The sequence below is a fragment of the Streptomyces sp. NPDC059002 genome, assembly GCF_042740435.1.
Lineage (GTDB): Bacteria > Actinomycetota > Actinomycetes > Streptomycetales > Streptomycetaceae > Streptomyces.
This window is the reverse complement of record NZ_JBHYJI010000008.1, coordinates 104,581-130,665: the sequence shown is the minus strand read 5'-3', so window position 1 is coordinate 130,665 and position 26,085 is coordinate 104,581. Positions and strand designations below refer to the sequence as shown.

At 71.5% G+C, this 26,085-nt stretch carries 23 protein-coding genes and 2 pseudogenes; 13 read left to right on the top strand and 12 right to left on the bottom strand.

The features are described from left to right. Nucleotides 1-73: 73 nt before the first annotated feature. Complete coding sequence (locus ACFWZ2_RS10400; protein WP_384544548.1) at nt 74-1,483, bottom strand: MFS transporter; 1,410 nt, start codon at nt 1,481-1,483, stop codon at nt 74-76. A gap of 106 nt (nt 1,484-1,589) precedes the next feature. On the opposite strand from ACFWZ2_RS10400, the gene ACFWZ2_RS10395 reads away from it, so the two are divergent. Continuing rightward, nucleotides 1,590-2,516, top strand: a complete 927-nt coding sequence (locus tag ACFWZ2_RS10395) for a LysR family transcriptional regulator (RefSeq protein ID WP_384544396.1) — start codon at nt 1,590-1,592, stop codon at nt 2,514-2,516. Here the strand turns inward: ACFWZ2_RS10395 and ACFWZ2_RS10390 are convergent. Then, nucleotides 2,498-2,857 (bottom strand): hypothetical protein, encoded by a 360-nt coding sequence (locus ACFWZ2_RS10390; protein WP_384544546.1) that lies wholly within the window; start codon nt 2,855-2,857, stop codon nt 2,498-2,500. The genes ACFWZ2_RS10395 and ACFWZ2_RS10390 overlap by 19 nt on opposite strands. A gap of 41 nt (nt 2,858-2,898) precedes the next feature. Between ACFWZ2_RS10390 and ACFWZ2_RS10385 the strand changes: the two genes are divergently transcribed. Beyond that, the gene (locus ACFWZ2_RS10385) at nt 2,899-3,144 is read left to right on the top strand and encodes a helix-turn-helix transcriptional regulator (RefSeq protein WP_055699457.1); all 246 of its coding nucleotides are present in this window, start codon (nt 2,899-2,901) and stop codon (nt 3,142-3,144) included. Next, the gene (locus ACFWZ2_RS10380) at nt 3,144-3,674 is read left to right on the top strand and encodes a hypothetical protein (RefSeq protein WP_384544394.1); all 531 of its coding nucleotides are present in this window, start codon (nt 3,144-3,146) and stop codon (nt 3,672-3,674) included. The genes ACFWZ2_RS10385 and ACFWZ2_RS10380 overlap by 1 nt, the downstream gene beginning before the upstream one ends. A 15-nt stretch (nt 3,675-3,689) precedes the next feature. Here the strand turns inward: ACFWZ2_RS10380 and ACFWZ2_RS10375 are convergent, their stop codons facing one another. Then, complete coding sequence (locus ACFWZ2_RS10375) at nt 3,690-4,553, bottom strand: hypothetical protein (RefSeq protein WP_384544392.1); 864 nt, start codon at nt 4,551-4,553, stop codon at nt 3,690-3,692. Between the two features lie 165 nt (nt 4,554-4,718). On the opposite strand from ACFWZ2_RS10375, the gene ACFWZ2_RS10370 reads away from it, so the two are divergent. The 5 genes from ACFWZ2_RS10370 (at nt 4,719) to ACFWZ2_RS10350 (ending at nt 12,028) form a co-directional block, all read left to right on the top strand. Beyond that, nucleotides 4,719-6,248 (top strand): aldehyde dehydrogenase family protein, encoded by a 1,530-nt coding sequence (locus ACFWZ2_RS10370; protein ID WP_384544390.1) that lies wholly within the window; start codon nt 4,719-4,721, stop codon nt 6,246-6,248. Nucleotides 6,249-6,425: 177 nt separating this feature from the next. Further along, nucleotides 6,426-7,961, top strand: a complete 1,536-nt coding sequence (locus ACFWZ2_RS10365) for a GMC family oxidoreductase (RefSeq protein ID WP_384544388.1) — start codon at nt 6,426-6,428, stop codon at nt 7,959-7,961. Beyond that, the gene (locus tag ACFWZ2_RS10360; protein WP_384544386.1) at nt 7,958-9,055 is read left to right on the top strand and encodes a glycine betaine/L-proline ABC transporter ATP-binding protein; all 1,098 of its coding nucleotides are present in this window, start codon (nt 7,958-7,960) and stop codon (nt 9,053-9,055) included. Before ACFWZ2_RS10365 ends, ACFWZ2_RS10360 begins: the two co-directional genes overlap by 4 nt. Then, complete coding sequence (locus ACFWZ2_RS10355) at nt 9,055-11,046, top strand: ABC transporter permease (protein WP_384544384.1); 1,992 nt, start codon at nt 9,055-9,057, stop codon at nt 11,044-11,046. The genes ACFWZ2_RS10360 and ACFWZ2_RS10355 overlap by 1 nt, the downstream gene beginning before the upstream one ends. A gap of 1 nt (nt 11,047) precedes the next feature. Then, nucleotides 11,048-12,028 carry an ABC transporter substrate-binding protein gene (locus ACFWZ2_RS10350; RefSeq protein WP_384544382.1) on the top strand — a complete coding sequence of 327 codons (981 nt, stop codon included), beginning with the start codon at nt 11,048-11,050 and terminating at the stop codon, nt 12,026-12,028. 58 nt (nt 12,029-12,086) lie between these two features. On the opposite strand, the gene ACFWZ2_RS10345 is transcribed toward ACFWZ2_RS10350, so the two are convergent. The 3 genes from ACFWZ2_RS10345 to ACFWZ2_RS10335 are packed head-to-tail and all read right to left on the bottom strand — an operon-like array spanning nt 12,087 to nt 13,779. Beyond that, complete coding sequence (locus ACFWZ2_RS10345; protein ID WP_384544380.1) at nt 12,087-12,818, bottom strand: isocitrate lyase/phosphoenolpyruvate mutase family protein; 732 nt, start codon at nt 12,816-12,818, stop codon at nt 12,087-12,089. Continuing rightward, entirely contained in the window at nt 12,812-13,213 is a 402-nt protein-coding gene (locus ACFWZ2_RS10340) for a carboxymuconolactone decarboxylase family protein (RefSeq protein WP_384544544.1), read from the bottom strand. The genes ACFWZ2_RS10345 and ACFWZ2_RS10340 overlap by 7 nt, the downstream gene beginning before the upstream one ends. A gap of 41 nt (nt 13,214-13,254) precedes the next feature. Beyond that, nucleotides 13,255-13,779 (bottom strand): carboxymuconolactone decarboxylase family protein, encoded by a 525-nt coding sequence (locus ACFWZ2_RS10335; RefSeq protein WP_384544378.1) that lies wholly within the window; start codon nt 13,777-13,779, stop codon nt 13,255-13,257. Between the two features lie 47 nt (nt 13,780-13,826). Here ACFWZ2_RS10335 and ACFWZ2_RS10330 point away from each other — a divergent pair, with 47 nt between their 5' ends. Then, on the top strand, nt 13,827-15,239 hold the full coding sequence (locus tag ACFWZ2_RS10330; RefSeq protein WP_384544376.1) for a PLP-dependent aminotransferase family protein: 1,413 nt from the start codon (nt 13,827-13,829) through the stop codon (nt 15,237-15,239). Between the two features lie 52 nt (nt 15,240-15,291). On the opposite strand, the gene ACFWZ2_RS10325 is transcribed toward ACFWZ2_RS10330, so the two are convergent. Continuing rightward, nucleotides 15,292-15,672 (bottom strand): VOC family protein, encoded by a 381-nt coding sequence (locus tag ACFWZ2_RS10325; RefSeq protein ID WP_384544374.1) that lies wholly within the window; start codon nt 15,670-15,672, stop codon nt 15,292-15,294. Nucleotides 15,673-15,771: 99 nt separating this feature from the next. Further along, nucleotides 15,772-16,605 carry a hypothetical protein gene (locus ACFWZ2_RS10320; RefSeq protein WP_384544542.1) on the bottom strand — a complete coding sequence of 278 codons (834 nt, stop codon included), beginning with the start codon at nt 16,603-16,605 and terminating at the stop codon, nt 15,772-15,774. A 183-nt stretch (nt 16,606-16,788) separates the two neighbouring features. Here ACFWZ2_RS10320 and ACFWZ2_RS10315 point away from each other — a divergent pair, with 183 nt between their 5' ends. The 3 genes from ACFWZ2_RS10315 (at nt 16,789) to ACFWZ2_RS10305 (ending at nt 19,135) form a co-directional block, all read left to right on the top strand. Continuing rightward, nucleotides 16,789-17,160 carry a hypothetical protein gene (locus ACFWZ2_RS10315; RefSeq protein ID WP_384544372.1) on the top strand — a complete coding sequence of 124 codons (372 nt, stop codon included), beginning with the start codon at nt 16,789-16,791 and terminating at the stop codon, nt 17,158-17,160. A 3-nt stretch (nt 17,161-17,163) separates the two neighbouring features. Further along, on the top strand, nt 17,164-18,348 hold the full coding sequence (locus tag ACFWZ2_RS10310; RefSeq protein ID WP_384544370.1) for a glutathionylspermidine synthase family protein: 1,185 nt from the start codon (nt 17,164-17,166) through the stop codon (nt 18,346-18,348). A gap of 229 nt (nt 18,349-18,577) precedes the next feature. Further along, entirely contained in the window at nt 18,578-19,135 is a 558-nt protein-coding gene (locus ACFWZ2_RS10305; protein WP_384544368.1) for a hypothetical protein, read from the top strand. 4 nt (nt 19,136-19,139) lie between these two features. On the opposite strand, the gene ACFWZ2_RS10300 is transcribed toward ACFWZ2_RS10305, so the two are convergent. Continuing rightward, complete coding sequence (locus tag ACFWZ2_RS10300) at nt 19,140-20,165, bottom strand: NADP-dependent oxidoreductase (protein WP_384544366.1); 1,026 nt, start codon at nt 20,163-20,165, stop codon at nt 19,140-19,142. Between the two features lie 262 nt (nt 20,166-20,427). Here ACFWZ2_RS10300 and ACFWZ2_RS10295 point away from each other — a divergent pair. Continuing rightward, nucleotides 20,428-22,188: pseudogene (locus ACFWZ2_RS10295) on the top strand (BTAD domain-containing putative transcriptional regulator); the annotation flags it as partial. A 182-nt stretch (nt 22,189-22,370) separates the two neighbouring features. Here ACFWZ2_RS10295 and ACFWZ2_RS10290 read toward each other — a convergent pair. From ACFWZ2_RS10290 to rocD, 3 genes and pseudogenes are all read right to left on the bottom strand, one after another. After that, nucleotides 22,371-22,499 (bottom strand): annotated as a pseudogene (locus ACFWZ2_RS10290) (Cys-every-fifth RiPP peptide CefA); the annotation flags it as partial. Between the two features lie 1,707 nt (nt 22,500-24,206). Next, complete coding sequence (locus ACFWZ2_RS10285; RefSeq protein ID WP_384544364.1) at nt 24,207-24,650, bottom strand: hypothetical protein; 444 nt, start codon at nt 24,648-24,650, stop codon at nt 24,207-24,209. A 188-nt stretch (nt 24,651-24,838) separates the two neighbouring features. Beyond that, nucleotides 24,839-26,080: an ornithine--oxo-acid transaminase gene (gene rocD, locus ACFWZ2_RS10280; protein WP_384544362.1), complete on the bottom strand. Its 1,242-nt coding sequence runs from the start codon at nt 26,078-26,080 to the stop codon at nt 24,839-24,841. Nucleotides 26,081-26,085: the final 5 nt, after the last annotated feature.

Below are 26,085 nucleotides of genomic sequence, written 5' to 3'. Positions count from 1 at the left end.
CGCTTGAGTCGTACTGCTTTTGCGCGACCGCCCCGGCAGCTGCTGCCGGGGCGGTCGCGTTTCTGTGGGGGCCTCACTTCTTCCGCGTCGTGCCGTAGCCCAGTGCGACCAGGGCCGCCGCGGCGATCACCACGAGTGCCACGATGCGCAGCGCCGCCGCCATGCCGCCCGCGAAGCCGCCCGAGGTGTGCGAGGCGAGGGTCGTGCCGGTGACGGCCACGCCCAGTGCCGCGCCGACCTCGCGCGCGGAGGTGCTGAGGCCGGAGCCGAGGCCCGCCTGGTGGGGCGGGAGCGAGCCGACGACGCTCAGTGTGAGGGTGGGCATGCACAGGCCCGTGCCCGCCGAGATGACCAGGAGCCAGCAGGCGTAGACCGCATAGGGCGTCGAGCCGTTCGCGGTGGACGCGCCGAGCAGGCCGAGGCCGATCAGGAGCAGGCCGCCGCCCGCGATCACGCGCGGCGGGCCCGACCAGCGCGCGGCGAGCTTGGGCACGAACACCATGCCGATGGTGAGCGGGATGATCGCGAGGCCCGCGCGTGCGGCGCCGTACCCCTTCTCGTACTGCAGGTACTGCGAGTTGACGTAGAAGAGCGAGAAGAGGCCGAAGAAGCTCGCGGCCGTGCCGAGGGTCGCGGCGCGCAGCCGCGGCGTGGCGAAGACCCGCGGGTCGAAGAGCGGGGCGCGCGAGCGCAGGGCGTGCGCGACGAAGAGGGCGACGAGGGCCGCGCCGAGCGCGAAGGCGGCCAGGATGCGGGTGGACGTCCAGCCGTGCATCGGGCTCTCGATGATGCCGAAGAGCAGCGCGAGCAGACCGCCGGTGAGCAGGAGCGTGCCGAGCGGGTCGAGGGACGGCGCCCGGTCCCCGACCGTCTTGTCCGTACGGGGAGTCGTGCGGGCCACGGCGACGGCGAGCAGCGCGGCGAGCGGCATCACCACCCAGAACAGCGCGCGCCAGGACAGGTACTGGCCGACGAGCCCGCCGCCGAGGTTGCCCACGAGGCCGCCGAGTCCGGCGGCGAGCGTCCAGGAGGCGACGGCGCGCGGCCGGTCCTCCTGGGGTGCCACGCGCATCAGGATCGACATGGTCGCGGGCATGATCAGCGCGGCGCCCGCGCCGGAGACGCCGCGTCCCGCGATCAGCATCGCGGGGGACACGGCGAGCGCGCTGACGGTCGCGCCCGCGGCGAAGAGGCCGAGCCCGGTGAGCAGCGCGCCCTTGCGGCCGTACCGGTCGCCGAGCGCACCGGCCGGGATGAGGAGCCCCGCGAAGACGATGACGTAGGCGTCGACCGTCCACAGGAGTTCGCTGGACGAAGGGTGCAGTCCCGACGAACTCAGTTGCGGGACAAGGAGGTTGATGGCGGCGACCATGCCCTGTGCGACGAGGACGCAGGCACAGAGGGTGAACAGCGTCGAGCGCTTCAGCGGGGACGGGGCGGGCCGGGGGGAGTCCGGGGGTGCGGACGGTGTCGGCGGCTTCAGGGCAGGCGAGGGCAAGGCTCCTCCTCGGGAGCGTCGTGGTGGGGGTGCCCTGTCACCGTAGGCTCGACCCTGACTTGCTTTCCAGTGCAACTTTCACAAGGGGTTGATGCGTGTGGCGCAATCCGGCAGCTCCGGGCTCGATCTCAATCTGCTGCTCGCCCTGGACGTCCTGCTCGACGAGCAGAGCGTGTCCGGCGCGGCCCGCCGACTGCACCTGTCGGAGCCCGCGATGAGCCGCACCCTCGGCCGCATCCGCAAGGCCCTGGGGGATCCCGTGCTGGTCAGGGCGGGCCGCCAGATGGTGCCGACACCGCACGCACTCGCCGTGCAGGCGGAGGTGAGCGCGGTGGTGGAGCGGGCCCGCGCGCTCTTCGCCGGGCCGGGCGCGGTCGATCTGCGGACCGTCTCCCGCACCCTCACGATCCTCGGCTCCGACGCGATCGCCGCCGCGTACGGCCCCGAACTCTTCGCCCGCGCCGCCGACGAGGCCCCCGGCGTACGGCTCCGCTTCCTGGGCGAGAGCCATGTCGACGAACCCATGCTGCGGCAGGGCACCGCCGATCTGGAGCTCGGCGTGATCGACACGACGGCGCCCGAGGTGCGGGTGGAGGCGGTCCGCGAGGACCGGATGATCGGCATGGCGCGGCCCGGACACCCCTTGCTGAAGGGGAAGTTGACGGTGCGTCGGTTCGCGGCGGCCGACCATGTGACCGTCTCGCGCCGGGGGCGGCTCTCCGGTCCGCTGGACGCCGCGCTCGCCGAACTCGGTCTGGGCAGACGGGTGGTGGGCAGCATGGCGACGTTCTCGTCGTCCGTGTTCGTGCTGCTGCGCACCGACCTGGTGGGCCTGGCCGCGTCGTGGACCCGCCCTCTCGCGGAGGCCCTCGGCCTGGTCACCTTCGAGGTCCCGGTGGACCTGCCGCCCCTCCCGTTGGCCATGGCCTGGCACCCGCGCCATGACGCGGACCCGGCCCACGCGTGGCTGCGGGGGTGCGCGCGGGATCTGCTGGCGGCTCAGGAGCGAGGGGTCTGAGGGGACTGCAGCGCCGCCGCCTCCTTGGTCAGCCGCACCGCCGTCGCCAGGCTCAGGCCCGGTTCCGCCTGGCGCAGCGCCTTGACCGCGTGGACCGAGTCGGCGGGACCCGTGTGCCCGGCGGCGGCGAGGTGGCGCAGGACCCAGCGGCCGCGCACCTCGGCGTCCGGGACGGCGGCCGTGCGCGCGAGGAGCGCCGCCGCGCGCTCCAGGCCGGGGCGTTCCCTCTCGTCGGCCGTCGCGAGCGCCTCGCGCAGCTCGTCCGCGACCGCTTCCGTGTCGCGAAGGGTGATCACCATCAGTTCCCGCTTGGTGCCGAACACGTTTCCCCGCTCCTTCATGGCTGTTGCTGCCGTACTCACGAATGTAGTACTTCTTATACATGAGCGAGCAAGTGCACAACAGGTTGGCGATGGTGCGCGCCGAGCGGAAGGTGTCGCGTCAGAGCCTGGCCGAGGCGGTGGGGGCCCACTACCAGACCATCGGCTACATCGAGCGCGGGCAGTACAACCCCAGCCTCGACCTCGCGCTGAAGATCGCGAAGTACTTCGAGCTGCCGGTCGAGGCGCTGTTCTCCCTCGAACCGTTTCGCCCGCTCACGGATCAGGTCTACGGGAGGAACCAGTGATGAAGACCGACGAGCGCCCCATGACGGGCTACGACCGGCGGATGTACGCGCTCATGAACCGCCGCGAGGGCGCGCCGCTGTACGCGACCGCGGCCCGCCGCCGTGCCGTGGTCGTCGCGCACATCGTGCTGACCGCGGCGGGCATCGCGTGCTGGCTCTACTCCGTGCTCGGCGACGAGCGCTGGGCGACGGTCGGGACGCTCGGCGTCATGCTGCCGTGGTGCGTGGCGACCGGCGTCATCAACGGCGCGACCCGTGGCCTGCTCGAACTGCGGGCGCACGCCCTGGACGAGCGGCAGCGCGCCGAGAAGAACCGGGTGGCCGCCCGCGCCCAGTACGTGATGATGTGGCTGCTCCTGTCCGTCACCGTCGCCGTGGGTGGCGCGGGCCTCGCGGGTCTTGAGATCGAAGGGCTGGTCTTTCCCGTCCTGTTCAGCGTCTTCGTCGTGCACTGGCTGATGCCCCTGTGGCTGGCGGGCCTCACGGCCGCCGACGAGCCCGCCGACGACGAGGCCGACGAGGCCCGCTGACCCGTACCCGCGGGGTCACACCTGCTGCAGCTGTTCCTGCAGCTTGGAGACGTCCACCGACTCGTCCGCCGAGGGCGTCTTCGCCGGGACCGGCTTGTCGTAGTCGGAGAAGGTCGTCGTCGTGTCGTCGCCGTCGCCCTTCTCCACCGCCTTGAGCAGGTAGGGCTTGCCCTCGGTGGCGACGTACAGCGTGGTCTCCTTGCCGTCGTCCCTGCCGGTCAGGGGGATCGCGCCGGCGCCGTCGACCTTCGTGGGCTCGCCCTTCTTCAGCGACTTCGTGTCGTCGTCCGCGTCGTCCTCGATCTCCTTCTGGATCTTGCCGAGGTCGCAGACGCCGGAGACCTCCTTGAGCATCGCGTCGCTCGTGCTGCCGTGGATGTAGCGGTTCTTGAAGAGCTCGGCTGCCGCCTCGCCCTCGCCGCCGGGCACCTGCGTCTTCCAGAACGTCTCGTCCGGCTTCATCCACACCTTGTCGCCGCGCTTGACCAGCTCCAGCGTGGCGCCGTTCGCCATCTTCATGGTGCCGGTGCAGTTGTCGTCGCGGTCGAGGGTGAGCTCCATGGACGTCGGGTCGTCGGAGTCCGCGGCCGGGCCCTTTGTGGCGTCCGCTGTGGCGTCCGCGCCCGTCGCCCTCATCGAGATGTGCACGGACTTGGCGTCGAGCAGTTCCTGCTTCGCCTTGTCGGAGATCTCCTGGGCGCTCAGCTCCGCGACGCCGTTGTCCGAGCCGCCGTCGCTGCCGCTGTCGGCGCTGCTTGTGGCGCCGGTCTTGGTGGCGCCGGTCTCGTCCTTGCTGTCGCCGTCCGACGAACATGCGGGGAGGATGAGGAGGGCGGCGGCGCAGCATGCCGCGCCTCCCGCCAGACGCTTCCTGGACATTCCACTCATAACGTCACCTCCGGTGACAAACCATGCATCGAGCGTACGTTTCGCCCCGGGTGCCCGCACTCGCAGTGACACAGCGCACTTTCGGCCACGGGATGCGCATGGTTTCTCCACCTCAGGGCAGGTGCACCCGGCTACCGCGAGTGACAGGCGGGGCAAATGACAGGAACGGAAGGCAAACGGGACGTGTCCGCACAACAGACCATCCATGTGGGCGGAGAGTGGCGCAAGGCCGCCTCCGGCGCCACCCGCGAGATCCTCGACCCGGCAGATGCCAAGCCGTTCGCGCTGATCGCCGAGGGCGGGACCGAGGACGCCGACGCGGCCATCGCCGCCGCGCGCCGGGCATTCGATGACGGAGAGTGGCCGGCCACGCCCGTCGCCGAGCGTGCCGCACTGCTGCGCAGGGTCGCCGACCTGCTCGTACGCGACCGCGAGGAGATCGGTCTCCTGGAGAGCCGCGACGCGGGCAAGACCCTCGAAGAGGGCCGGGTCGACGTGGACTGCGTCGCCGACGCCTTCCGCTACTTCGCCGACCTGGTGATCGGCGAGGGCGCGGGCCGGGTGGTCGACGCCGGGTCCGACGACATCCACAGCGTCGTCGTGCACGAGCCCGTCGGCGTCTGCACGATGATCACGCCCTGGAACTACCCGCTCCTGCAGGCCAGCTGGAAGATCGCCCCGGCCCTCGCGGCGGGCAACACCTTCGTCATCAAGCCGAGTGAGGTCACTCCGCTGACGACGGTCGCGCTGATCGAGCTGCTCGTCGAGGCGGGCCTGCCCGCCGGTGTCGCGAACATCGTGACCGGGCCCGGCCACACCGTCGGCGCCCGCCTGTCCGACCACCCCGACGTCGACCTGGTCTCCTTCACCGGTGGCCTCGTCTCCGGCACCAAGGTCGCCCAGGCCGCGGCGCTCGGCGTCAAGAAGGTCGCCCTCGAACTCGGCGGCAAGAACCCGAACGTCGTCTTCGCCGACGCCTGCGCCACCGAAGAGGGCTTCGACACCGCCGTCGACCAGGCCCTGAACGCCGCCTTCATCCACAGCGGGCAGGTCTGCTCCGCCGGTGGCCGCCTCATCATCGAGGAGTCCGTGCGCGAGCGGTTCGTCGCCGAACTCGCCCGCAGGGCCGCGAAGATCCGGCTCGGCCGCGGCACCGAAGAGGGTGTCGAGTGCGGTCCGCTCGTCTCGCAGCAGCAGCGCGAGAAGACCGAGATGTACGTCGCGTCCGCCCTGGCGGAGGGCGCGGTGCTGCGCTCCGGCGGCAAGCGCCCCGAACCCAGCGAGATCCGGCCCGCCGAGGGGTACTTCTACGAGCCGACCGTGCTCGACCAGTGCCACCGCGAGATGAAGGTCGTACGCGAAGAGGTCTTCGGCCCGGTGCTCACCGTCGAGACCTTCCGCACCGAGGACGAGGCCGTCGCGCTCGCCAACGACACCGAGTACGGTCTCGCCGGCGCCGTGTGGACCACCGACTCGGGCCGCGCCCGCCGCATGGCCCGGCGGATGCGCCACGGCACCATCTGGATCAACGACTTCCACCCCTACCTGCCGCAGGCGGAGTGGGGCGGCTTCGGCAAGAGCGGTGTCGGGCGCGAGCTCGGTCCCGCCGGGCTCGCCGAGTACCGCGAGTCCAAGCACATCTACCAGAACCTGGCGCCACAGCCGGTCCGCTGGTTCGCGGGCTGATCACCGGCGCGTGCCGATCCCGGCACGCAGGGCAGCGCGGGGCGGCAACTCCCGCCCCGCGCACGCACATTCAAGCCCCCGCACCACCGCACCCCCCCCCGCAAAGCGCTCAAGCACCCCCCGCTCATTACGCGCAAGCACCTTGGCACGACCTCGCAGGAAGAGGAGCACGCACGCATGTCTGACCAGACCGAGTACGACTACGTCATCGTCGGTGGCGGCACCGCAGGATCGGTGATCGCGTCCCGCCTCACCGAGAACCCGGACGTCACCGTCGCCGTCATCGAGGGCGGCCCCAGCGACATCGACCGTGAGGACGTCCTCACGCTCCGCCGCTGGCTCGGCCTGCTCGGCGGCGACCTCGACTACGGCTACACCACCACGGAGCAGCCGCGCGGCAACTCGCACATCCTGCACAGCCGCGCCAAGGTGCTCGGCGGCTGCTCGTCGCACAACACCCTGATCTCCTTCAAGCCGCTGCCCTCCGACTGGGACGAGTGGGAAGAGGCGGGCGCCACCGGCTGGGGCGCCAAGGCCATGGACCCCTTCTTCGGCAAGCTGCGCAACAACATCGTGCGCGTCGCCAAGAAGGACCAGAACCAGATCGCCACCGACTGGGTCGAGGCGACGAAGACCGCCCTCGGCGTCCCGGAGGTCGTCGGCTTCAACGACAAGCCCTTCGACGAGGGCGTCGGCTTCTTCGACCTGTCGTACCACCCGGAGAACAACAAGCGTTCCTCCGCCTCGGTCGCCTACCTGCACCCCCACATGGAGGCCGGTGACCGCCCGAACCTCCACCTGTTCCTGGAGACCTGGGCCACCAAGCTGGAGCTCGACGGCAAGACCGCCCGCGGCGTCCACATCCGCACCAAGGACGGCGCCGAGAAGCTCCTGACCGCCCGCCGCGAGGTGCTCGTCTGCGCCGGTGCCGTCGACACGCCGCGGCTGCTCATGCACTCCGGCATCGGCCCGAAGAAGGACCTCGAAGCCCTCGGCATCCCGGTCGTGCACGACCTGCCGGGCGTCGGCGAGAACCTCATCGACCACCCCGAGTCGGTCATCGTCTGGGAGACCAACGGGCCGATCCCCGGCAACTCCGCGATGGACTCGGACGCCGGTCTGTTCGTGAAGCGGGACCCGGAGCACAAGGGCCCGGACCTGATGTTCCACTTCTACCAGATCCCGTTCACGGACAACCCGGAGCGCCTCGGCTACGAGCGCCCCGAGCACGGCGTCTCGATGACCCCGAACATCCCCAAGTCCCGTGCGCGCGGCCGCCTTTACCTCACCTCGGCCGACCCCGAGGTGAAGCCCGCGCTCGACTTCAAGTACTTCGAGGACGAGGGCGACTACGACGGGCAGACCCTCGTCGACGGCATCAAGCTGGCGCGGAAGGTCGCCGAGGCCGAGCCCTTCAAGAAGTGGCTCAAGCGCGAGGTGTTCCCCGGCCCCGAGGTCACCGACGACGCCGAGATCAGCGAGCTCGTGCGCAAGGCCGCGCACACCGTCTACCACCCCGCGGGCACCTGCCGAATGGGTGCTTCCACTGATGAACTCGCGGTGGTCGACCCGGAGTTGAAGATCCGGGGCATGGCAGGAATCCGTATCGCGGACGCATCCGTCTTCCCGACGATGCCCGCCGTGAACCCGATGATCGGAGTACTCATGGTCGGGGAGAAATGTGCCGAGATCCTTGGCGGTGACAGCCGATGAGCGAGGCCACCGTGACCACCACGGACACGACCGAGCCGACGTCCGGCGACGGACCCGTCTTCGCCGTCAAGAACCTCTGGAAGGTCTTCGGCCCCAAGGCGGAGCGCATACCGTCCGACACCTCGCTGCACGGCCTGAGCCCCGCCGAACTGCGCGAGCAGACCGGCTGCACCGCCGCCGTGCGCGATGTGTCCTTCGAGGTCAAGAAGGGTGAGGTCTTCGTCGTCATGGGCCTGTCGGGCTCCGGCAAGTCCACCCTCGTACGCTGCCTGACCCGCCTGATCGAGCCGACCTCAGGCTCCCTCGCCATCGATGGCGAGGACGTCCTCGCCATGGACAAGGCCCGCCTGCGCGAACTGCGCAGGCACCGCGCCGCGATGGTCTTCCAGCACTTCGGCCTGCTTCCGCACCGCTCGGTCCTCGACAACGTCGCGTACGGCCTGGAGATCCAGGGCGTCGGCAAGGCCGAGCGCCGCGCCAAGGCCCTCGACGTGGTCAAGAAGGTCGGCCTCGAAGGTCTTGAGCAGCGCAAGCCCGGACAGCTCTCCGGTGGTCAGCAGCAGCGCGTGGGCCTGGCCCGCGCCCTCGCCGTCGACCCCGAAGTCCTGCTGTTCGACGAGCCGTTCAGCGCGCTCGACCCGCTGATCCGCCGCGACATGCAGGAAGAGATCTGCCGCCTGCACGACGAAGAGGGCCGCACGATGGTCTTCATCACCCACGACCTCAGCGAGGCCCTCAGGGTCGGCGACCGCATCGCCCTGATGCGCGACGGCCGCGTCGTCCAGATCGGCACCCCCGAGGAGATCGTCGGCTCCCCGGCCGACGAGTACGTCCGTGACTTCGTCCGCGACGTGGCCCGCGCCGACGTGATGAGCGTGCGCAGCGCCATGCGCCCCGCCGACACCGACGAGGAGACCCGCGGCGCGGCCCTCGCGCCCGACGCCAAGGTCGCCGAGGCCATCGAGGCCGTCGCCCGCTCCGGCTTCCCGGTGCGCGTGATGGACGGCAAGCGGTGCCTGGGCGTGGTGGACCACGCGGGGCTGCTCGCCGTCGTCGCGGGAACAGCCTCCGAAAAGGGCGAGGTGGTCGCCTGATGGCCACCGCCACCGCATCCTCAGGTCCCGTACGAGATACGGGAATCGGCGCGCTCCTGCGTCACCGCGTCGTGGGCAAGCTCCTGCTGCTCGCCCTCGCCGCGGCGATCCTCGTGCCGATCGCGAACGCCAAGTGGGCCTCCGGCGCCTGGCCGGACGCCCTCACCGTCGATCTGTCCGAGCCGCTGGCCAAGACCACCGACTGGATCATCGACAACCGCGACAACCACTGGCTGTTCACCTACTTCTTCGGGCACATCAGCAACGCCATCGTCCTGTCGGTGCGCGCCGTCTACCTGGTGCTCCTCGCGGGCGGCTGGGCCGGTGTCGTCGCCGGTTCCGCCCTGATCGCCTGGCGGGTCGCGGGCGTACGGCTCGCGGTGCTGACCGCCGCCGCGTTCGGCCTGTGCGGGCTGCTCGGCATGTGGGTGCCGACGATGCAGACGCTGGCCCTGATGGTCGTGGCCGTCCTCGCCTCCGTCGTGCTCGGCGCGCTCATGGGGCTCGCGGCCGGACTCAACGACCGGATCTTCCGCCTGCTGCGTCCGGTGCTCGACACCATGCAGGTGCTCCCGGCCTTCTCGTATCTGCTGCCCGCCGTCCTGATCTTCGGCGTCGGCGTGCCCGCCGCGGTCCTCGCGACGGTCATCTACGCCGCCCCGCCCATGGCCCGCCTCACCGCGCTCGGCCTGCGCGGCGCCGACGGCGGCGTGATGGAGGCCGTGACCTCGCTCGGCACCACGGCACGCCAGCGCCTCATCTCCGCGCGGCTCCCGCTCGCCCGCAAGGAACTCCTCCTCGGCCTCAACCAGACGATCATGATGGCGCTCTCGATGGCCGTGATCGCCTCGATGATCGGCGGCGCCGGTCTCGGCGACCGCGTCTACCAGGCGCTCGGCTCCGTCGACGTCGGCGCGGCCCTCGCCGCGGGCATCCCGATCGTGCTGCTCGCCGTGGTCCTCGACCGCGTGACGAGCGCCGCCGGTGAGCGCATGGGCGCCAACCCGGTCGACCGGCAGACGCAGGGCGGCGCCTACTGGTGGGTGACCGGCGGGCGGGGCTCGGCCCTCGCCGCCCTGGTCACCGCCGCCGTCGCGGTCGCCTTCCGCTACGCCGACCGCCTGGACTGGCCGGAGAGCTGGACGGTGAACATCGTCGAGCCGGTCAACACCGCCAAGGACTGGATGGTCGACCACATCTACACCGGCGTGCCCGTCGTCGGCGGCACCGCCGACTGGTCCGCGCACTTCACCACCTGGGTCCTCGACCCGGTCCGCGACGGCCTCCTGTGGATGCCCTGGTGGTCGCTGCTGCTCGTGGTCGCGGCCCTCGCCTGGCTGATCGGCACCTGGCAGACCGCGCTCACCGCCGTCCTCGCGATGGCCGGGATCGGGGTGCTCGGCGTGTGGGACAAGTCCCTCGACACGCTCTCGCAGGTCCTCGCCGCGGTCGCCGTCACCATGGTCATCGGCTTCGCCGTCGGCATCGCGACCGCCCGCAGCGCACGCTTCGAACGGCTGCTGCGGCCCGTCCTCGACGTCTTCCAGACGATGCCGCAGTTCGTGTATCTGATCCCGGTCGTGGCCCTGTTCGGCATCGGCCGCGCCCCCGCGGTCGCCGCGGCCATCGTGTACGCGCTGCCCGCCGTCATCCGCATCACCACGCAGGGCCTGCGCCAGGTCAGCCCCGCCGCGATGGAGTCGTCGAAGTCCCTCGGCGCGACCAACTGGCAGCAGCTGCGCCAGGTCCAGCTCCCGCTGGCCCGCCCCGCGCTGCTGCTCGCCGTCAACCAGGCGGTCGTCCTGGTCCTCGCCGTCGTCGTCATCGGCGGTCTGGTCGGCGGTGGCGCGCTCGGTTACGACGTCCTGTACGGCATCGCGCAGGGCGACCTGGCGTCCGGCCTGGTCGGTGGCGCCGCCATCGTCTGCCTCGGCCTGATGCTGGACCGGGTGACGCAGCCCACCGAACGCCGCGCGAAGAAGGGGGCGTGACATGCGAGTACGTGACATACGCGGAAGCAAGCGCGCACTGAGCGCCGTGATCGCGGCCGGAACCCTGCTCGCCCTGAGCGGGTGCGGCAAGGCCGACATGACCAAGCAGTCGTCCCCGTACGCGAACGCGGCGGGCGCCAAGACCGTGACGCTCTCCGTGCAGTCCTGGGTGGGCGCCCAGGCGGACGTCGCCGTCGCCGAGTACCTGCTCGACCACGAGCTGGGCTACCGCGTCGACAAGGTCCAGATCGACGAGGTCCCGGCCTGGGACGCGCTCAGCCAGGGCCGCGTCGACGCGATCATGGAGGACTGGGGCCACCCCGAGCAGGAACAGCGCTACATCAAGGACAAGAAGACGATCGTCCCCGGCGGCGACGTCGGCGTGACCGGGCACATCGGCTGGTACGTCCCGACGTACTTCGCCAAGAAGCACCCGGACGTCACGGACTGGAAGAACCTCAACAAGTACGCGGACCAGTTCCGTACGGCGGAGAGCGGCGGCCAGGGCCAGCTGATGGACGGCTCCCCGTCGTACGTCACGAACGACAAGGCCCTGGTCAAGAACCTCGACCTGGACTACAAGGTCGTCTTCGCGGGCTCCGAGGCGGCGCAGATCACCCAGATCGAGCAGTTCGCCAAGCAGCAGAAGCCGTTCCTGACGTACTGGTACAAGCCGCAGTGGCTGTTCGAGAAGGTGCCGATGACGGAGGTGAAGCTGCCCGAGTACAAGGAGGGCTGCGACGCCGACCCCGCCACGATCAAGTGCGCCTACCCGCACACGCCCCTGCAGAAGTACTTCAACGCGGACTTCGCCAAGAACGGCGGCGACGCCGCGGAGTTCCTGAAGAACTTCAAGTGGTCGGAGGAGGACCAGAACGAGGTCTCCCTGATGATCGCCGACAAGAAGATGTCCCCGCAGGACGCGGCGAAGGCGTGGATCGACAAGAACGAGTCGAAGTGGAAGGCGTGGCTGCCCAAGTAGGCAGGCACACCCCACGGTGCCGGGTGTCCGTCCGTGCGGACACCCGGCACTTCCACGTCTACGTCAGCTCGTCGGTGATCTCCCGCAGGGCCGACATGGCCCGATGGAGCAGCCCGGGCCCGAACGTGATCCGGGTGGCGCCGAGTTCCCCCAGCTCCCTGGGGGAGGGCCCGTCCCGTTTGGCGAGGACGTTCAGCGGTCCCTCGATCCCCGCCCGCAGCGCGGGAATCGCCTCGACCGGCGCGAGGATCGGGTAGACGCAGTCGGCCCCCGCGGCCACATAGAGCCGCGCCCGCTCGACCGCCCGCTCCGGATCCGTGATGCCGCGGACGAACGTGTCGATGCGCGCGTTGATGACGAGCCGCTCCCCCGCGGCCTCCCGCACCTCCGCGAGCCAGTCGGCCTGTTCGCGCGCGTCCCGCAGGACACCCGTGGGGCCCTTGCCCCCGTAGGAGTCCTCCAGGTTGCAGCCGGCGGCGCCCGCGTCGAGGAGCCGGTCCACCAGCTCCTTGGCCCCGAGCCCGTATCCGGTCTCGGCGTCCACGGACACCGGAACGGACACCGACCGGGTGATCCGGGCGACCGCCGCGAACATCTCCTTCGGCGGCACCTGCCCGTCCTCGTACCCGAGGGACAGGGCGATCCCCGCGCTGGGCGTGGCGAGCGCGGGGCTGCCCGCCTCCTCGAAGACCCGGGCGCTCGCGGCGTCCCACGGTCCCGGCAGGATCAGCGGGTCGCCGGGCGCCCGGCCGTGGTGCAGGGCGCGCAGGGTGTCGACGGGGCTCACCATGCAGGACCGCCGGGGTCGATGCGGCGGCTCACCATCAGCCGGTTCCAGCTGTTGATGACGCTGATCAGGCCGATGAGATGGGCGAGTTCGGCCTCGTCGAAGTGCTGGGCGGCCGTCGCGTAGACCTCGTCGGGCACGAAGCCGTCGGTCAGCACGGTGACCGCCTCGGTCAGCGCGAGGGCCGCCCGCTCCCGCTCGCTGAAGAACTCCCTGGCCTCTTCCCAGGCGTTGAGGAGCGCGATCCGCTTGGGCGTCTCGCCGTTCTTCAGCGCGATGTCCACATGCATGTCGAGGCAGAACGCGCACGCGTTGATCTGTGAGGCCCGCATCATCACGAGTTCGGCGAGCACGGCGTCGCCGAGCCCCTGCTTGGCGGCGGCACTCAGCGCGCTCATCGCACCGGCGACGCCCTTGTCCAAGTGCGTGGTACGAGGGCTCACTTGAAGTCCCCCGCCTTGTAGTGGCCCGGCACCTGGCGGGTGGCGACGCCGAAGCGGTTCCACGCGTTGATGACGGTGATCGCGGCGATGAGCTGGGTGAGCTCGGCCTCGGCGAAGTGCTCGGCGGCGCGCGCGTACACGTCGTCGGGCACGAATCCGTCGGTGAGGACGGTGATCGCCTCGGTCAGCTCGATCGCGGCGATCTCCTTCGCGGTGTAGAAGTGCCGCGACTCCTCCCAGGCGCTGAGCTGGATGATCCGCTCGACGCTCTCGCCCGCCGCGAGCGCGTCCTTGGTGTGCATGTCGAGGCAGAGCGCGCAGTGGTTGAGCTGCGAGGCGCGGATCTTGACGAGTTCGGCGATCACCGGGTCGAGGCCCTTACGGGCGGCCGCGTCGAGCTTGATCATGGCCTTGAAGACCTCGGGGGCCTGCTGGGCCCAGGCGAGCCGGGGGGTGTGCTCGTGGACGTACTCCTTGGTGGTGTCCGTGGCGGTCTCGGTGGTGCTCTCGTTCGTCGTCATGACGCTCAGCCTACGGTCGTGGTAGCCCACAGGTATGGTCCATTTCCATGGGAGAAACATGGGCCACTCTGGGCGTCGACCTGCACCTGGAAACGGGCGGCGAGGCCTCCCGCAGCGGTGTCCGCAAGGGCCTGACCGACGCGCTGCGCGAGGCGGTGCGCGGCGGCCGGCTCGCCCCCGGCACCCGTCTGCCGTCGTCCCGCTCCCTCGCCGCCGACCTCGGCATCGCGCGGAACACGGTCGCCGACGCGTACGCCGACCTGGTCGCCGAGGGCTGGCTCACCGCGCGGCAGGGCTCGGGCACGCGCGTGGCCGAGCGCGTGATCACGCCGCCCGCGCGCCCCACGCCGCCGCGCAGGAAGGGCGGCGCGCCGACGTACGACCTCACCCCCGGCACCCCGGACCTGTCCGCCTTCCCGCGTACGGAGTGGCTCAAGGCGGCCCGCCGCGCGATGACGGCCGCCCCCAACGAGGCGCTGGGGTACGGCGATCCGCGCGGCCGCTTCGAACTGCGCGAGGCCCTCGCCCTCTACCTCGCGCGGGCCCGCGGCGTGCGCACCGACCCCGACCGCATCGTCATCACCGCCGGATTCGTGCACGGCCTCTCGATCCTGGGCCGGGTGCTGCGCACGCGCGGACTGCGGCAGGTCACCGTGGAGTCGTACGGCCTGGACGTCCACTGGAACCTGCTGCACCGCGCGGGCCTGCGCACGGCGGCGCTCGACTTCGACGAACTGGGCACGTGCACGGCCGGGTTGGGGTCCGGCGCGGGCGCGTCGAAGGCGGTGCTCCTGACCCCCGCGCACCAGTTCCCGATGGGCGTACCACTGAGTCCCGACCGGCGCGCCGCGGCCGTCGACTGGGCGCGGCGCGAGGGCGGACTGATCCTGGAGGACGACTACGACGGCGAATTCCGCTATGACCGCCAGCCTGTGGGGGCGCTTCAAGGACTGGACCCCGAACACGTCGTCTACCTCGGCACGGCCAGCAAGTCCCTCGCCCCCGGTCTGCGCCTCGGCTGGATGGTGCTGCCGTCCGCGCTGCGCGACGAGGTCGTCGGCGAGAAGGACGCGGCGGGCCTGTCGTGCGGGGTCCTCGACCAGCTGACGCTCGCGGAGTTCATCACGTCCGGTGCGTACGACCGTCATGTGCGCGCCGCCCGCCTCCGCTACCGGCACCGCCGCGACCAGTTGGTGGCCGCCCTCGCCGAACGCGCCCCCGAGACCCGTGCCACCGGCATCGCGGCCGGGCTCCACGCGGTCGTCGAACTCCCGCAGGGCACCGAGCAGTCCGTCGTCCAGGCGGCCAACTGGGAACGCCTCGCGGTGCAGGGCCTGTCCCGCTTCCGTCACCCCCTCGCGGGGGCGCGGCGGCGGGACGCGCTGGTGGTGGGGTACGGGACGCCCGCGGAGCATGCGTGGGCGGGGGCGCTGGAGGCGCTGTGCCGGGTCCTGCCGTGACCGTGTCCGGCGGTTCCCCGCCGCCCGCGGCCGGTCCCTCGCTCCAGGGCCGTCAGAGCGGGTTGAGGCGGGCCTTGAGCAGGCAGAACTCGTTGCCCTCGGGGTCGGCGAGCACATGCCACTGCTCGTCGCCGGTCTGGCCGATGTCGGCCCGGCGCGCCCCCAGCTCCAGGAGGCGTTCGAGCTCGGCGCCCTGGTCGCGGTCGGTGGCGTTGACGTCGATGTGCAGCCGGGACTTCCCGGGCTCCGGCTCGGCCCTGCGGCTGAGGATGATCGTCGGCTGCGCGCCGCCGAAGCCTTCGCGCGGCCCGATCTCCAGCGTTCCGTCGTCCTCGCGGTCCAGCACCACGAAGTCGAGGACCTCGCACCAGAACCGTGCGAGCACCTCGGGTTCGCGGCAGCCGAGCACGAGTTCGCTGATACGGCATGCCATGGACGGAACCTGCTCTCAGTGGGGGAAGGGCCAGGTGGCCGGACGGATCGCGCACGTTCCCCGGGGTGGGAACGCTCGCGCGACTGTATCGCGCACCTCCTAGGTCGCATCGCCCTGTTCCGGCGCCTCGCCGAACCGCGCGAGGGCCAGCGCGCCCGCGACCGCCACCGCGAAGCCGAGGACCGCGAGCCATTCGAGGCCCTCGCGGGTGCGGTCGCCGAGCCACACCACGCCCACCAGCGCGGGCCCGACCGTCTCGCCGATCACCATGCCCGCGGTGGCGGTGGTGACCGAGCCCCGCTGCAGGGCCGAGGTGAGCAGCAGGAAGGCGGCGCCGCCGCCGAGCAGCAGGGCGTATGTCGCCGGATTGGTCAGGAGCGCGCCGGGCGAGACGTCGTCGATGAGCCGTACGGTCACCTCGACCACCCCGAAGCCGAAGCCCGCGCCCAGGCCGAGCGCCAGGGCCCGGCCCCGGTCGGGCAGCCGGCCCGCCACCGCGCCGAGGAGCAGGACGGCGAGGGCGACGCCGAGCATCACATAGCGGAGGGCCGTCGAGCCGGTGCGGTCGCCTTCGTCGCCGGACGCGAGGCCCAGCATGGCGAGGCCCGCGCAGACGACGCCCACCGCGCCCCATTCGACGCCGCTGAGCCGCACGTGCAGGAGGCGCGCGGCGACCACGGCCGTGACGGCGAGGCTCGCGGCGAGCGCCGCCCCCACGGCGTAGATCGGGATGGAGCGCAGGGCCACGATCTGGAGCAGGAAGCCGAGCCCGTCGAGCCCGAGCCCCGCGAGATAGCGCCACTGGCGCAGGGCGCGCAGGAGCAGTGCGGGGTCGACGCCGGAGCCGGTGCCGGGCGCGGTGGCGCGCGCGGCGACCGCCTGGAGGACCGAGGCGGTGCCGAAGCAGACCGCTGAACCGAGTGCGCAAAACATCCCAAGAGACACGAAGTGACTGTAGAGGAAGGTGAGTCAAAGGAGACCCAAGGGACATCCGGGGGAGGCGGTGGACACGGCGGGGGTGGCCTTCCCTACGCTGATCGCCGATCCGCACGGCTGGCCGAGAACGAACCACTGGCCGACAACGAACCACGCATGGCTCCCGGGGGACGGCACCACATGACACAGAAGCAACCACGGCGGCTGCGCTCCAGCACGGTCGCGCTCGGCGGCATGGGTGTCCTCGCCGCGGCCCTCACCTCCTGCGGCTCCGACCCGGACCGCCGCTGCGTGGACCGCGACAGCTATGACTACGTCAACGGCTACCGCATCGTCAGCGACAGCAGCTGCAAGTCCGGTGCCACCGGTGCCACCGGCAAGTCCCGCAAGAGCTCCTACGGCACCGGCAAGACGTCCGGCCGCACCGACCCCGCCTGGTACTACGACGCCGACGTCGACGGACGCTACGCCGACTACGGCACCTTCAGCCGCAGCGAGGCCGTGGACCGCGACGGCTTCGGCTGCTCGGGCAGCGGCAGCGGCGGCGGCTGAGACGTGGAACGCCGCACCATCGAACCCCGGACCGGCTGGCAGCGGACCGTCGAGGACCAGGGGCTCATCTACCCGCTCACCCGCTACCCCGACGACACCCTGCGCCCCTACTGGGACGAGAGCGCGTACTACGTCTTCTCGCTCCCCGAGGTCGAGGCGCTGGAGGAGGTCGTCGAGGAACTGCACGCGATGTGCCTCGCGGCGGCGGCGCACATCGTCGAGCACGACCGCTTCGGCGACCTCGGCATCACGGATCCCCGGGTGGCCGACGCGGTCGCCGAGGCGTGGCGGCGCAGGGCCGAACTCCCTTCCCTGTACGGCAGGTTCGACCTGCGTCACGACGGCACGGGCCCGGCCAAGATGCTGGAGTACAACGCCGACACCCCCACGTCCCTGGTCGAGGCGGCGAGCCCCCAGTGGTTCTGGATGGAGGAGCGCTTCCCCGGCGCCGACCAGTGGAACTCCCTCCACGAACGCCTCGTCGACGCCTGGAAGAAGCAGGCCCCGCTGCTGCCGCCCGGCGGCCCCCTGTACTTCGCGCACTCCGCCGCCGACGAACTCGGCGAGGACCTGATGACCGTCGCGTATCTGCGCGAAACGGCCGAACAGGCGGGCCTCGCCGTCGAGTCGATCTCCATGGAGGACATCGGCTGGGACCGGCTCTCACGCCGCTTCGTCGACAAGAAGCTCCGCTTCATGCGGAGTTGCTTCAAGCTCTACCCGTGGGAGTGGCTGACCACGGACCGCTTCGCGCCGCACGTCCTGGAGACCCTCGACAACGGCGGCGGCACCGGATCCACGCTCTGGATCGAGCCCGCCTGGAAGATGCTGCTCTCCAACAAGGCGCTGCTCGCCGTGTTGTGGGAGCTGTACCCGGGCCACCCGAACCTGCTGCCCGCCTACCTGGACGGCCCGCGGGAACTGGCTTCGGAACGCGGCTACGTGACCAAGCCGTTGCTCGGCCGCGAAGGAGCCGGAGTGACGGTGCACGAGCCGGGAGACCCGGCCGTCGTCCGTGAAGAGGCCTGCTGCTACCAGGAGTTGGCGCCCCTGCCCGACTTCGACGGCAACCGGGTCGTCCTCGGCGCGTGGGTCGTCGAGGACGAGGCGGCGGGGCTCGGGATCAGGGAATCGTCGGGCCTCGTCACGGACGAGTACGCAAGGTTTATCCCTCATGTAATTCTGTGAATTCCGAAGGACGTCCGAAGCCGCCTTTCCAGTAAAGGAATTCGGCTCTGCCCGGCGCCACGTGTGTCACTCGTGCCATGCCGTTTCCCGGCCCCCTCAGTTCTCTGTACATAAACCGGTCGGTGTCCCGCTGGCCGGAATCAATTCTGTTCGCCCTGTACGCGGATCCGCAGACTGATGGCGCATTGCCCATCCGTTCGCTCATTCGTACCGGAAGGAAACCGGATTCATGGCGAGTGACAAGGCGCGCATCCGCATCGAGCTGGTCAACGTGCACTGTTACGACACCGAGGACAACCTCGGCGGCGACGAGTTCTACATCGTGGGTGGTGTCATCGGCGGTGAGCAGCGCCAGGTCGTGCTCACCAAGCCGATCGACATCAACGACAACCAGACGAAGCCCTTCAACCCCAGCGAGGCCGTGATGTTCGAGGGCGAGATCTCGCTCTCGGAAACCGTGCACCTCGGGATCGCGGCGTTCGACGAGGACTTCTCGGCGGACTGGGCCAGGTACGGCCAGGCGCTCAAGGAGATGACCAACGCCATCAACAACCTCAAGCCCACTCCGGGGCAGGTCGGTCAACAGATCATCGACACGACGAGCACCGCGGCGCAGGAAGTCCTGAAGAAGATCGACCCGGACGACGAACTGGGCCAGCTCACCTTCAGCCTGCCCGTCTCGGATCTCCGCAACGGTGACAAGCCGTGGGACTTCGAGGGCGGGACGTGGATGGGCAAGTGGAAGTACAAGGTCACGTACCGCGTCACCAAGGTCGCGGTGAGCTGACCGCTCAGGCGTCGGCGGCACCGGCATCGATGCGCACCAGCATCTTGCCGGTGTTCGCCCCGCGCAGCACCCCGATGAAGGCCTCCGGCGCCCGCTCGATGCCGTCGACGACGGTCTGCTCGGTGCGCAGGGTGCCGTCGGCGAGCAGGGGGGCCGCCCGGCCGATCCACTCGGGGAACAGGCCGAGATGGCTGGTGACGAGCATGCCGCGCAGCGTCGCCTCCTGCTTGGCGGCGTGAAAGAGGTTGCGGGGCCCGGGCGCCGGAGCGGTCGCGTTGTAGGTGCTGATGGCGCCGACCAGGGCGATGCGGCCGCCGGGGCGGATCGCGTCGATCGCGGCCTCCAGGTGGTCGCCGCCGACCGAGTCGAGATAGACGTCGACGCCGTCGGGTGCGGCCTGCGCGAGCTGCTCGGACAGGCCGCCCGCGCGGTGGTCGACGGCCGCGTCGTACCCGAAGGAGTCGAGGAGCTTCTTCGTCTTCGCCGGGCCGCCCGCCGAGCCGATCACCCGGGACGCGCCCAGCTCACGGGCGATCTGCCCGGCGACGCTGCCGACCGCGCCGGCCGCGGCGGAGACGAGGACGACGTCTCCCTCGCGCACCGGGGCGGTGCGGGTCAGCGCGGCGTACGCGGTCAGGCCCGTGGCGCCGAGCGGGCCGAGATAGGCGTCGGCGGGGGCGAGCGAGGTGTCGACGACCGTCGCGACGGCGGCGTCGACCACGGAGTACTCCCGCCAGCCGAGAAAGTGCGTGACCGTCGCGCCGACCGGAACGTCGGGGGAGGCGGACGCGACGACCTCACCGATCGCACTGCCCTCCAGCGGGGCGCCCAGCTGGAACGGCGCGATGTACGACGGCGCGTCGTCCATGCGGCCCCGCATGTACGGGTCGACCGACATCCAGGTGTTGCGCACGAGCAGCTGCCCCGCACCGAGCCGCTCGGGGACCTCGGCGGTGGCCAACTCGAAGTCGGCGGCGGTGGGTTCGCCGGTGGGGCGGGCGGCGAGGCGGATCTCCCGGGAGATGGTCATGATGACTCCTTGAATCTCGTGTTCTCGTGTTCTCGTCTTCTGGTGTTCTGCTGTTCGGGTGCTGTTCGCGTGCTGCTCCGTGACCGCGGGGGCGCCGTCACGGGGATCACCGTGCCCGGGGGCGCGCACGGAACGCTGACGGTCCACGCACGGGGGACGGCCGGGTGGCGTACGAGGTCGTGCGGGGGGTCGTACGGCGGCTGGTCAGCGGGAGCGTCCGGCCGCACGGCGTACCGGATGACCAGGCGATTAACGTGGCCCCATGCGATTCGAGGTGCTCGGCCCGTTGACGGTGCGCACGGAGGACGGGGAGATCGCGCCCGCCCCGGAGCCCAAGGTGCGCGCCCTGCTCGCCGCGCTCCTCGTGCGGGCGGGCCGCCCGGTCCCGGTGGACACCCTGGTCGACGACCTGTGGGGCGACAGGCCCCCGGCCTCGCCCGCCAACTCCCTCCAGACGAAGGTCTCCCAGCTGCGCCGCACCCTCGAAGCGGCGGAGCCGGGCGGCCGGGGCCTGGTCGCGTACGGCCCCGCGGGGTACGAGCTGCGGGTGCCGCACGACCACGTGGACGCCGCGCGATTCACGGCGCTGACTTCGCGTGCGTACGGGGCGGGCGCGGCCGGGGCCGGAACGTACGGGTCAGGCGCTGATCCTCGTACGAAGGCGTCGCTCCTGACCGACGCGCTGGCGCTGTGGCGCGGACCCGCGTACGCCGACTTCCGCGACGCCGCGTTCGTACGGGATGCGGCCTCGCGCCTCGAAGAGCAGCGGCTCACCGCCCAGGAGGTGCTGGCCGAACTCCGCCTCGAATTCGGCGAACACGCGTTGCTGGCCGACGAGTTGGCGCCCTTGGTCGCCCGCGAGCCCCTCCGCGAACGGCTGCGGGCCAGCCACCTGCGCGCCCTGTACCGTTCCGGCCGCCCGGCCGAGGCCCTGGACTCCTACCGCGACCTGCGGCTGCGCCTCGCCGACGAACTCGGCATCGATCCGGGCCCCGAACTCGCCGCGCTGCACGAGGCGATACTGCGCCAGGACGCGGAGCTGGCGGCGCCGCGCGGGGGCGGCTCCGCCGCGCCGATCGCGCCCGTCGCGGAACGGCGGCCCCTCACGAACCTGCCCGCGCAGGTCACCGGCCTCGTCGGCCGCGAACACGCAGTCACGCGCGTACGCGGCCTCATCTCATCCGGACGCCTCGTCACCCTCACCGGGCCCGGCGGCGTCGGCAAGACCCGCCTCGCCCTGGAGTCGGCGGCGGGCCTGGCGGACGACTTCCCCGACGGCATCTGGCTCGCGGAACTCGCGGGGACGCGGGGCGAGGAGGTGTCGGCGGTGGCGTCGGCGGTCACGTCGGTGGTGGCTGCGGCGCTGGGCATCCGCGACGACGCGCCCGCGGATCCGTCGGGGGCGACCGGGCGTGGGGCGGGAGCGGGGGCGGGGGCCGCGGCGTCCGGGCACGCCGCGGCCGAGCGGCTCGGGCGGGCCCTCGCGGGCCGTCGGCTCCTCCTGGTCCTCGACAACTGCGAACACGTCCTGGGCGCCGCGGCCGACCTGACCGCCCAACTCCTGCGCCACACACCTCACATACGCGTCATCGCCACCAGTCAGGAGCCGCTCGCCCTCTCCGGCGAAACCCTGGAAGCCGTCGCCCCGCTCGGCGAGGACGAGGCGCTCCGGCTCTTCGCGGCCCGCGCCGCGGCCGCCGCGCCCGGCTTCGCCCTGGACGACGGAAACCGCGAGGCCGCCGCCCTCATCTGCCGCCGCCTCGACGGCATCCCCCTGGCCGTCGAACTCGCCGCCACCCGCGTACGGGCCCTCGGCGTGCACGCCCTCGCCGACCGCCTCCACGACCGCTTCCGCCTCCTCAACCAGGTCCGCCGCGACGCCCCGGCCCGCCAGCGCACCCTGCGCGCGATGATCGACTGGAGCTGGGAACTCCTCACCCCACCGGAACGGCGGACCCTGCGCCGACTCGCCGTATTCGACGGCGGGTTCACGCTGGACAGCGCGGAGGGGGTGCTGCGGGGGGCTTGGGGGGAGGGGTGGTTGTCTGAGGGGCGGTTGTCTGAGGGGCGGATGTCTGCGGAGTGGTTGTCTGCGGGGCGGTTGCCTGAGGGGCAGTCGTCTGAGGGGCGGATGTCTGAGGGCCAGTTGTCTGACGGGCAGATGTCTGACGGGCAGGCGTCAGATGAGCAGGCGTCAGACGAGCAGGCGTCAGACGAGCAGGCGTCTGACGGGCAGGCGTCAGACGAGCAGACGTCTGACGGGCAGGCATCAGACGAGCAGATGTCAGACGAGCAGACGTCAGACGAGCAGACGTCTGCGGAAGACGACGACATCCTCGACCTCGTCACCCGCCTGGTGGACCGCTCCCTCCTCGCCCCGGCAACGATCCCGGGCACCCCGGGCACCCCGAACACCCCGGGCACCCCGAACACCCCAGGCGTCCCGGCCACCTCGACCGCCCCGATCACCCCGACCACCTCGACCGCCCCGAGCGACGCCCCCGAAATCCGCTACCGCATGCTCGAATCCGTCACCGCCTACAGCCTCGAACGCCTCGACAAGGCGGCCGAGACCACCGCGCTGCGCCGCCGCCACGCCCAGCACTTCGCCGACCTCGCCGAACGCGGCGCCGCCGCCCTGCACGGCCCCGAGCAACGGAGCTGGCTGCGGCGGCTCGACCGCGAAGCGGTGAACCTGCGCGCCGCGCTGGAGTGGTCGGCCGCGGACGCCGACGCCGCGACGGCCCTGCGTCTCGTCAACGCCCAGACCTGGTACTGGTTCCTGCGCGGCCGTCTCCGTGAAGCCATGCGTTCCTTGGGCCTGGCCTTGAGCCTGCCGCCGACCCCGACCCCGACCCCGACCCCGACCCCGACCCCGAAGGGGGAGCCGAGCGCCGCGGGCACCGAGGCCCCGGCCCGCACCGCCGCCGCCTCCGCCCACGCCGCCTTCGCCCTGCTGACCGGCGAGGAGGCCTGCGCGCACGGCAACACCTGTGAGCGCGAGTCCACCACCCCCGCCGACGCCCGCTCCCGCTGGCTGCTCGCTTTCGCGCGGTGCGGGTTCGACCGCACGCCGCGCGAGGCCGCCCGTGTCGACGCGCTGCTCGCGGAGTTCCGGGCCGCGGGCGACCGTTGGGGCGAGGCCGCCACGCTGTCCACCCGGGCCACCCGCGCCCTCTACCGCGGTGACCTCGTGGCGCTGCGTGCCGACGCCACGCGCAGCGCCGCCCTCTTCGCCGAACTCGGCGACCGCTGGGGCCAGTTGCAGGCGTCCGAACAGCTCGGCGTGCTCGCCGAGATCGCCGCCGACTACGACGGGGCGGCCCGGCTCCAGCGCGACGGTCTGCGCGGCGCCGAGGAACTCGAACTCTGGACCGACCTCTCCTTCCGCCTCTCCCGCCTGGGCAGGCTCGCGCTCCTGACCGGCGACGACCGGGCCGCCACGGACCACCACCGGCGCGCCGCGGAGCTCGCCGAGCGCCAGTCGCACCGCCCCGCCCAGCAGTTCGCGGAGACGGGCCTCGCCATCGGCGCCCGCCACCGCGGCGACCTGGACACGGCCGAGGAACTCCTGCTGCCGTGGCTGGAGTTCAACCGCCGCTTCGGCGTCGACTCCGGCACGGCCCTGGTCCTGGCCCAGCTCGGCTACGTCGCCGAGCAGCGCGGCGACGCCCCGCGCGCGGCGGAACTCCACCGCGAGGGCCTTGCCGTGGCCCGCACGACGGGCGACGGACGCGCCGTTGCCCTCGCCCTGGAGGGCCTCGCGGGCGCCCGCTCCCTGGCGGACGACCACGCGGGCCACACCGAGGCCGCCGGACTGCTCGGCACCGCCGCCGCGATCCGCGCGGCGGAAGGCGCGCCCCTGCCGCCCGCGGAACGCAAGGACGTCGACCGCGCCACGCGACGCATCCGCACGACCCTGGGCGACACCGCCTTCGACACCGCCTTCGACACCGCCTTCGACACCGCTTTCGACACCGCTTTCGACACCGCCTTCGAGGCCGCCTCCACCGCCGTTCCGCAGGCGGTCGACGGCCCCGGTCAGCCGTGGTCGTAGTAGCCGGGCCTCATGATGACGCCGATCTCACGGTCGGGGTCCCCCTTGCCCCCGCCCTTGTGCTTGAGGTCGATCAGCAGGGGCTTTCGCTCCCCCTCGAACTTGAGCTCGGTGATCCAGGTGCCGATCGAGTCGTCGTCGAAGTCCACGACGACCGGCTTCTGCGCGGCGTCCCCCCACTTCTCCACCCAGCCCCCGGCCGTCTTCGCGGCCCCTTCGTCGTCCTCGGCGAGATCGGCGAGACCGTCGGCGTCGCGGTCCTTCAGCCGCACCAGGGCCTTCTCGATGACGGCAAGCGTCTCCGGGGTCGGCCGCCCGGTGACGGTCAGTTCGAGATCGGCGGTGCCGTCCTTGATGCGCTGCGGCGTCTTGTCCTGGTCATCGAACACGAACTGGCAGCCGACGAAGAGGAGCAAGGCCCCCGCCACCAACGCCACCCAATGCCACGGACGTACCCCCACAGAACCCCACCCCGTACAGCTTCACCAATGCGGACAAAAGAGAAGCAAAGCTAGGGGGAGGGGGAGCGGCACGCCAGGGCCGAAGGTCCCGAAGCGGCCAGAAAGCCCCTAAGCGGGTGGAACACCCCAAACAGGCTGACCGCCCAGAAGCAGTGCTAGCTCAGCACTCCCCGCAACTGGTCGAGCCCCCAGTCCAGGTCCTCCTTGCTGATCACCAACGGCGGAGCGATCCGGATCGTCGACCCGTGCGTGTCCTTGACCAGCACCCCGCGGTCCATCAGCTTCTCCGAGACCTCTCGTCCCGTGCCGTACGACGGCGCGATGTCGACGCCCGCCCACAGCCCGCGCCCGCGTACCTCCGTGACCTTGCCCGCGCCGGTCAACAGCCGCAGCTCGGCGTGCAGATGCTCGCCCAGCTCCGTGGCCCGCTGCTGGAACTCGCCGGTCGAGAGGAGATCGATCACTTCCAACGCCACCGCACAGGCAAGGGGATTGCCGCCGAACGTCGACCCGTGCTCGCCCGGCTTGAACACCCCGAGCACATCGGCGTCGGCGACCACCGCCGACACCGGCACGACCCCGCCGCCAAGCGCCTTGCCGAGCACATACACGTCCGGCACCACGCCCTCGTGCTCGCACGCGAACGTCCGCCCCGTCCTGCCGAGCCCCGACTGGATCTCGTCCGCCATGAACAGCACGCCGCGTTCGCGGGTCAACTCCCTGACACCCGCCAGATATCCGGGCGGCGGCACGAGCACTCCGGCCTCGCCCTGGATCGGCTCAAGGAGCACCGCCACGGTGTCGTCCGTGACCGCGGCCCGCAGCGCCGCGAGATCGCCGTACGGCACGATCTCGAATCCCGGGGTGTACGGCCCGAAGTCCGCCCGCGCGTCCTCGTCCGTGGAGAAGCTGACGATGGTGGTGGTCCGGCCGTGGAAGTTGTCGGCCGCCACGACGATCTTCGCCCGCCCGTCCGGCACGCCCTTGACGCGGTACCCCCACTTCCGGGCGGTCTTCACGGCGGTCTCCACCGCCTCCGCGCCGGTGTTCATCGGCAGCACCATCTCCTTGCCGCACAGCTCGGCCAGGCGCGTGCAGAACTCCGCGAACCGGTCGTGGTGAAAGGCCCGCGAGGTGAGCGTCACGCGGTCGAGCTGGGCCTTGGCGGCATCGATCAGACGGCGGTTGCCGTGCCCGAAGTTGAGCGCGGAGTAACCGGCGAGCATGTCGAGGTAGCGGCGCCCCTCGACGTCGGTCATCCAGGCGCCCTCGGCCGAGGCGACCACGATGGGCAACGGGTGGTAGTTGTGGGCGCTGTGCGACTCGGCCGAGGCGATGAGCTCCTCGGTGGTCGATGACGACGGCGATGACGCGAAGGAAGCTTGCGTGGTCGACACGGGGT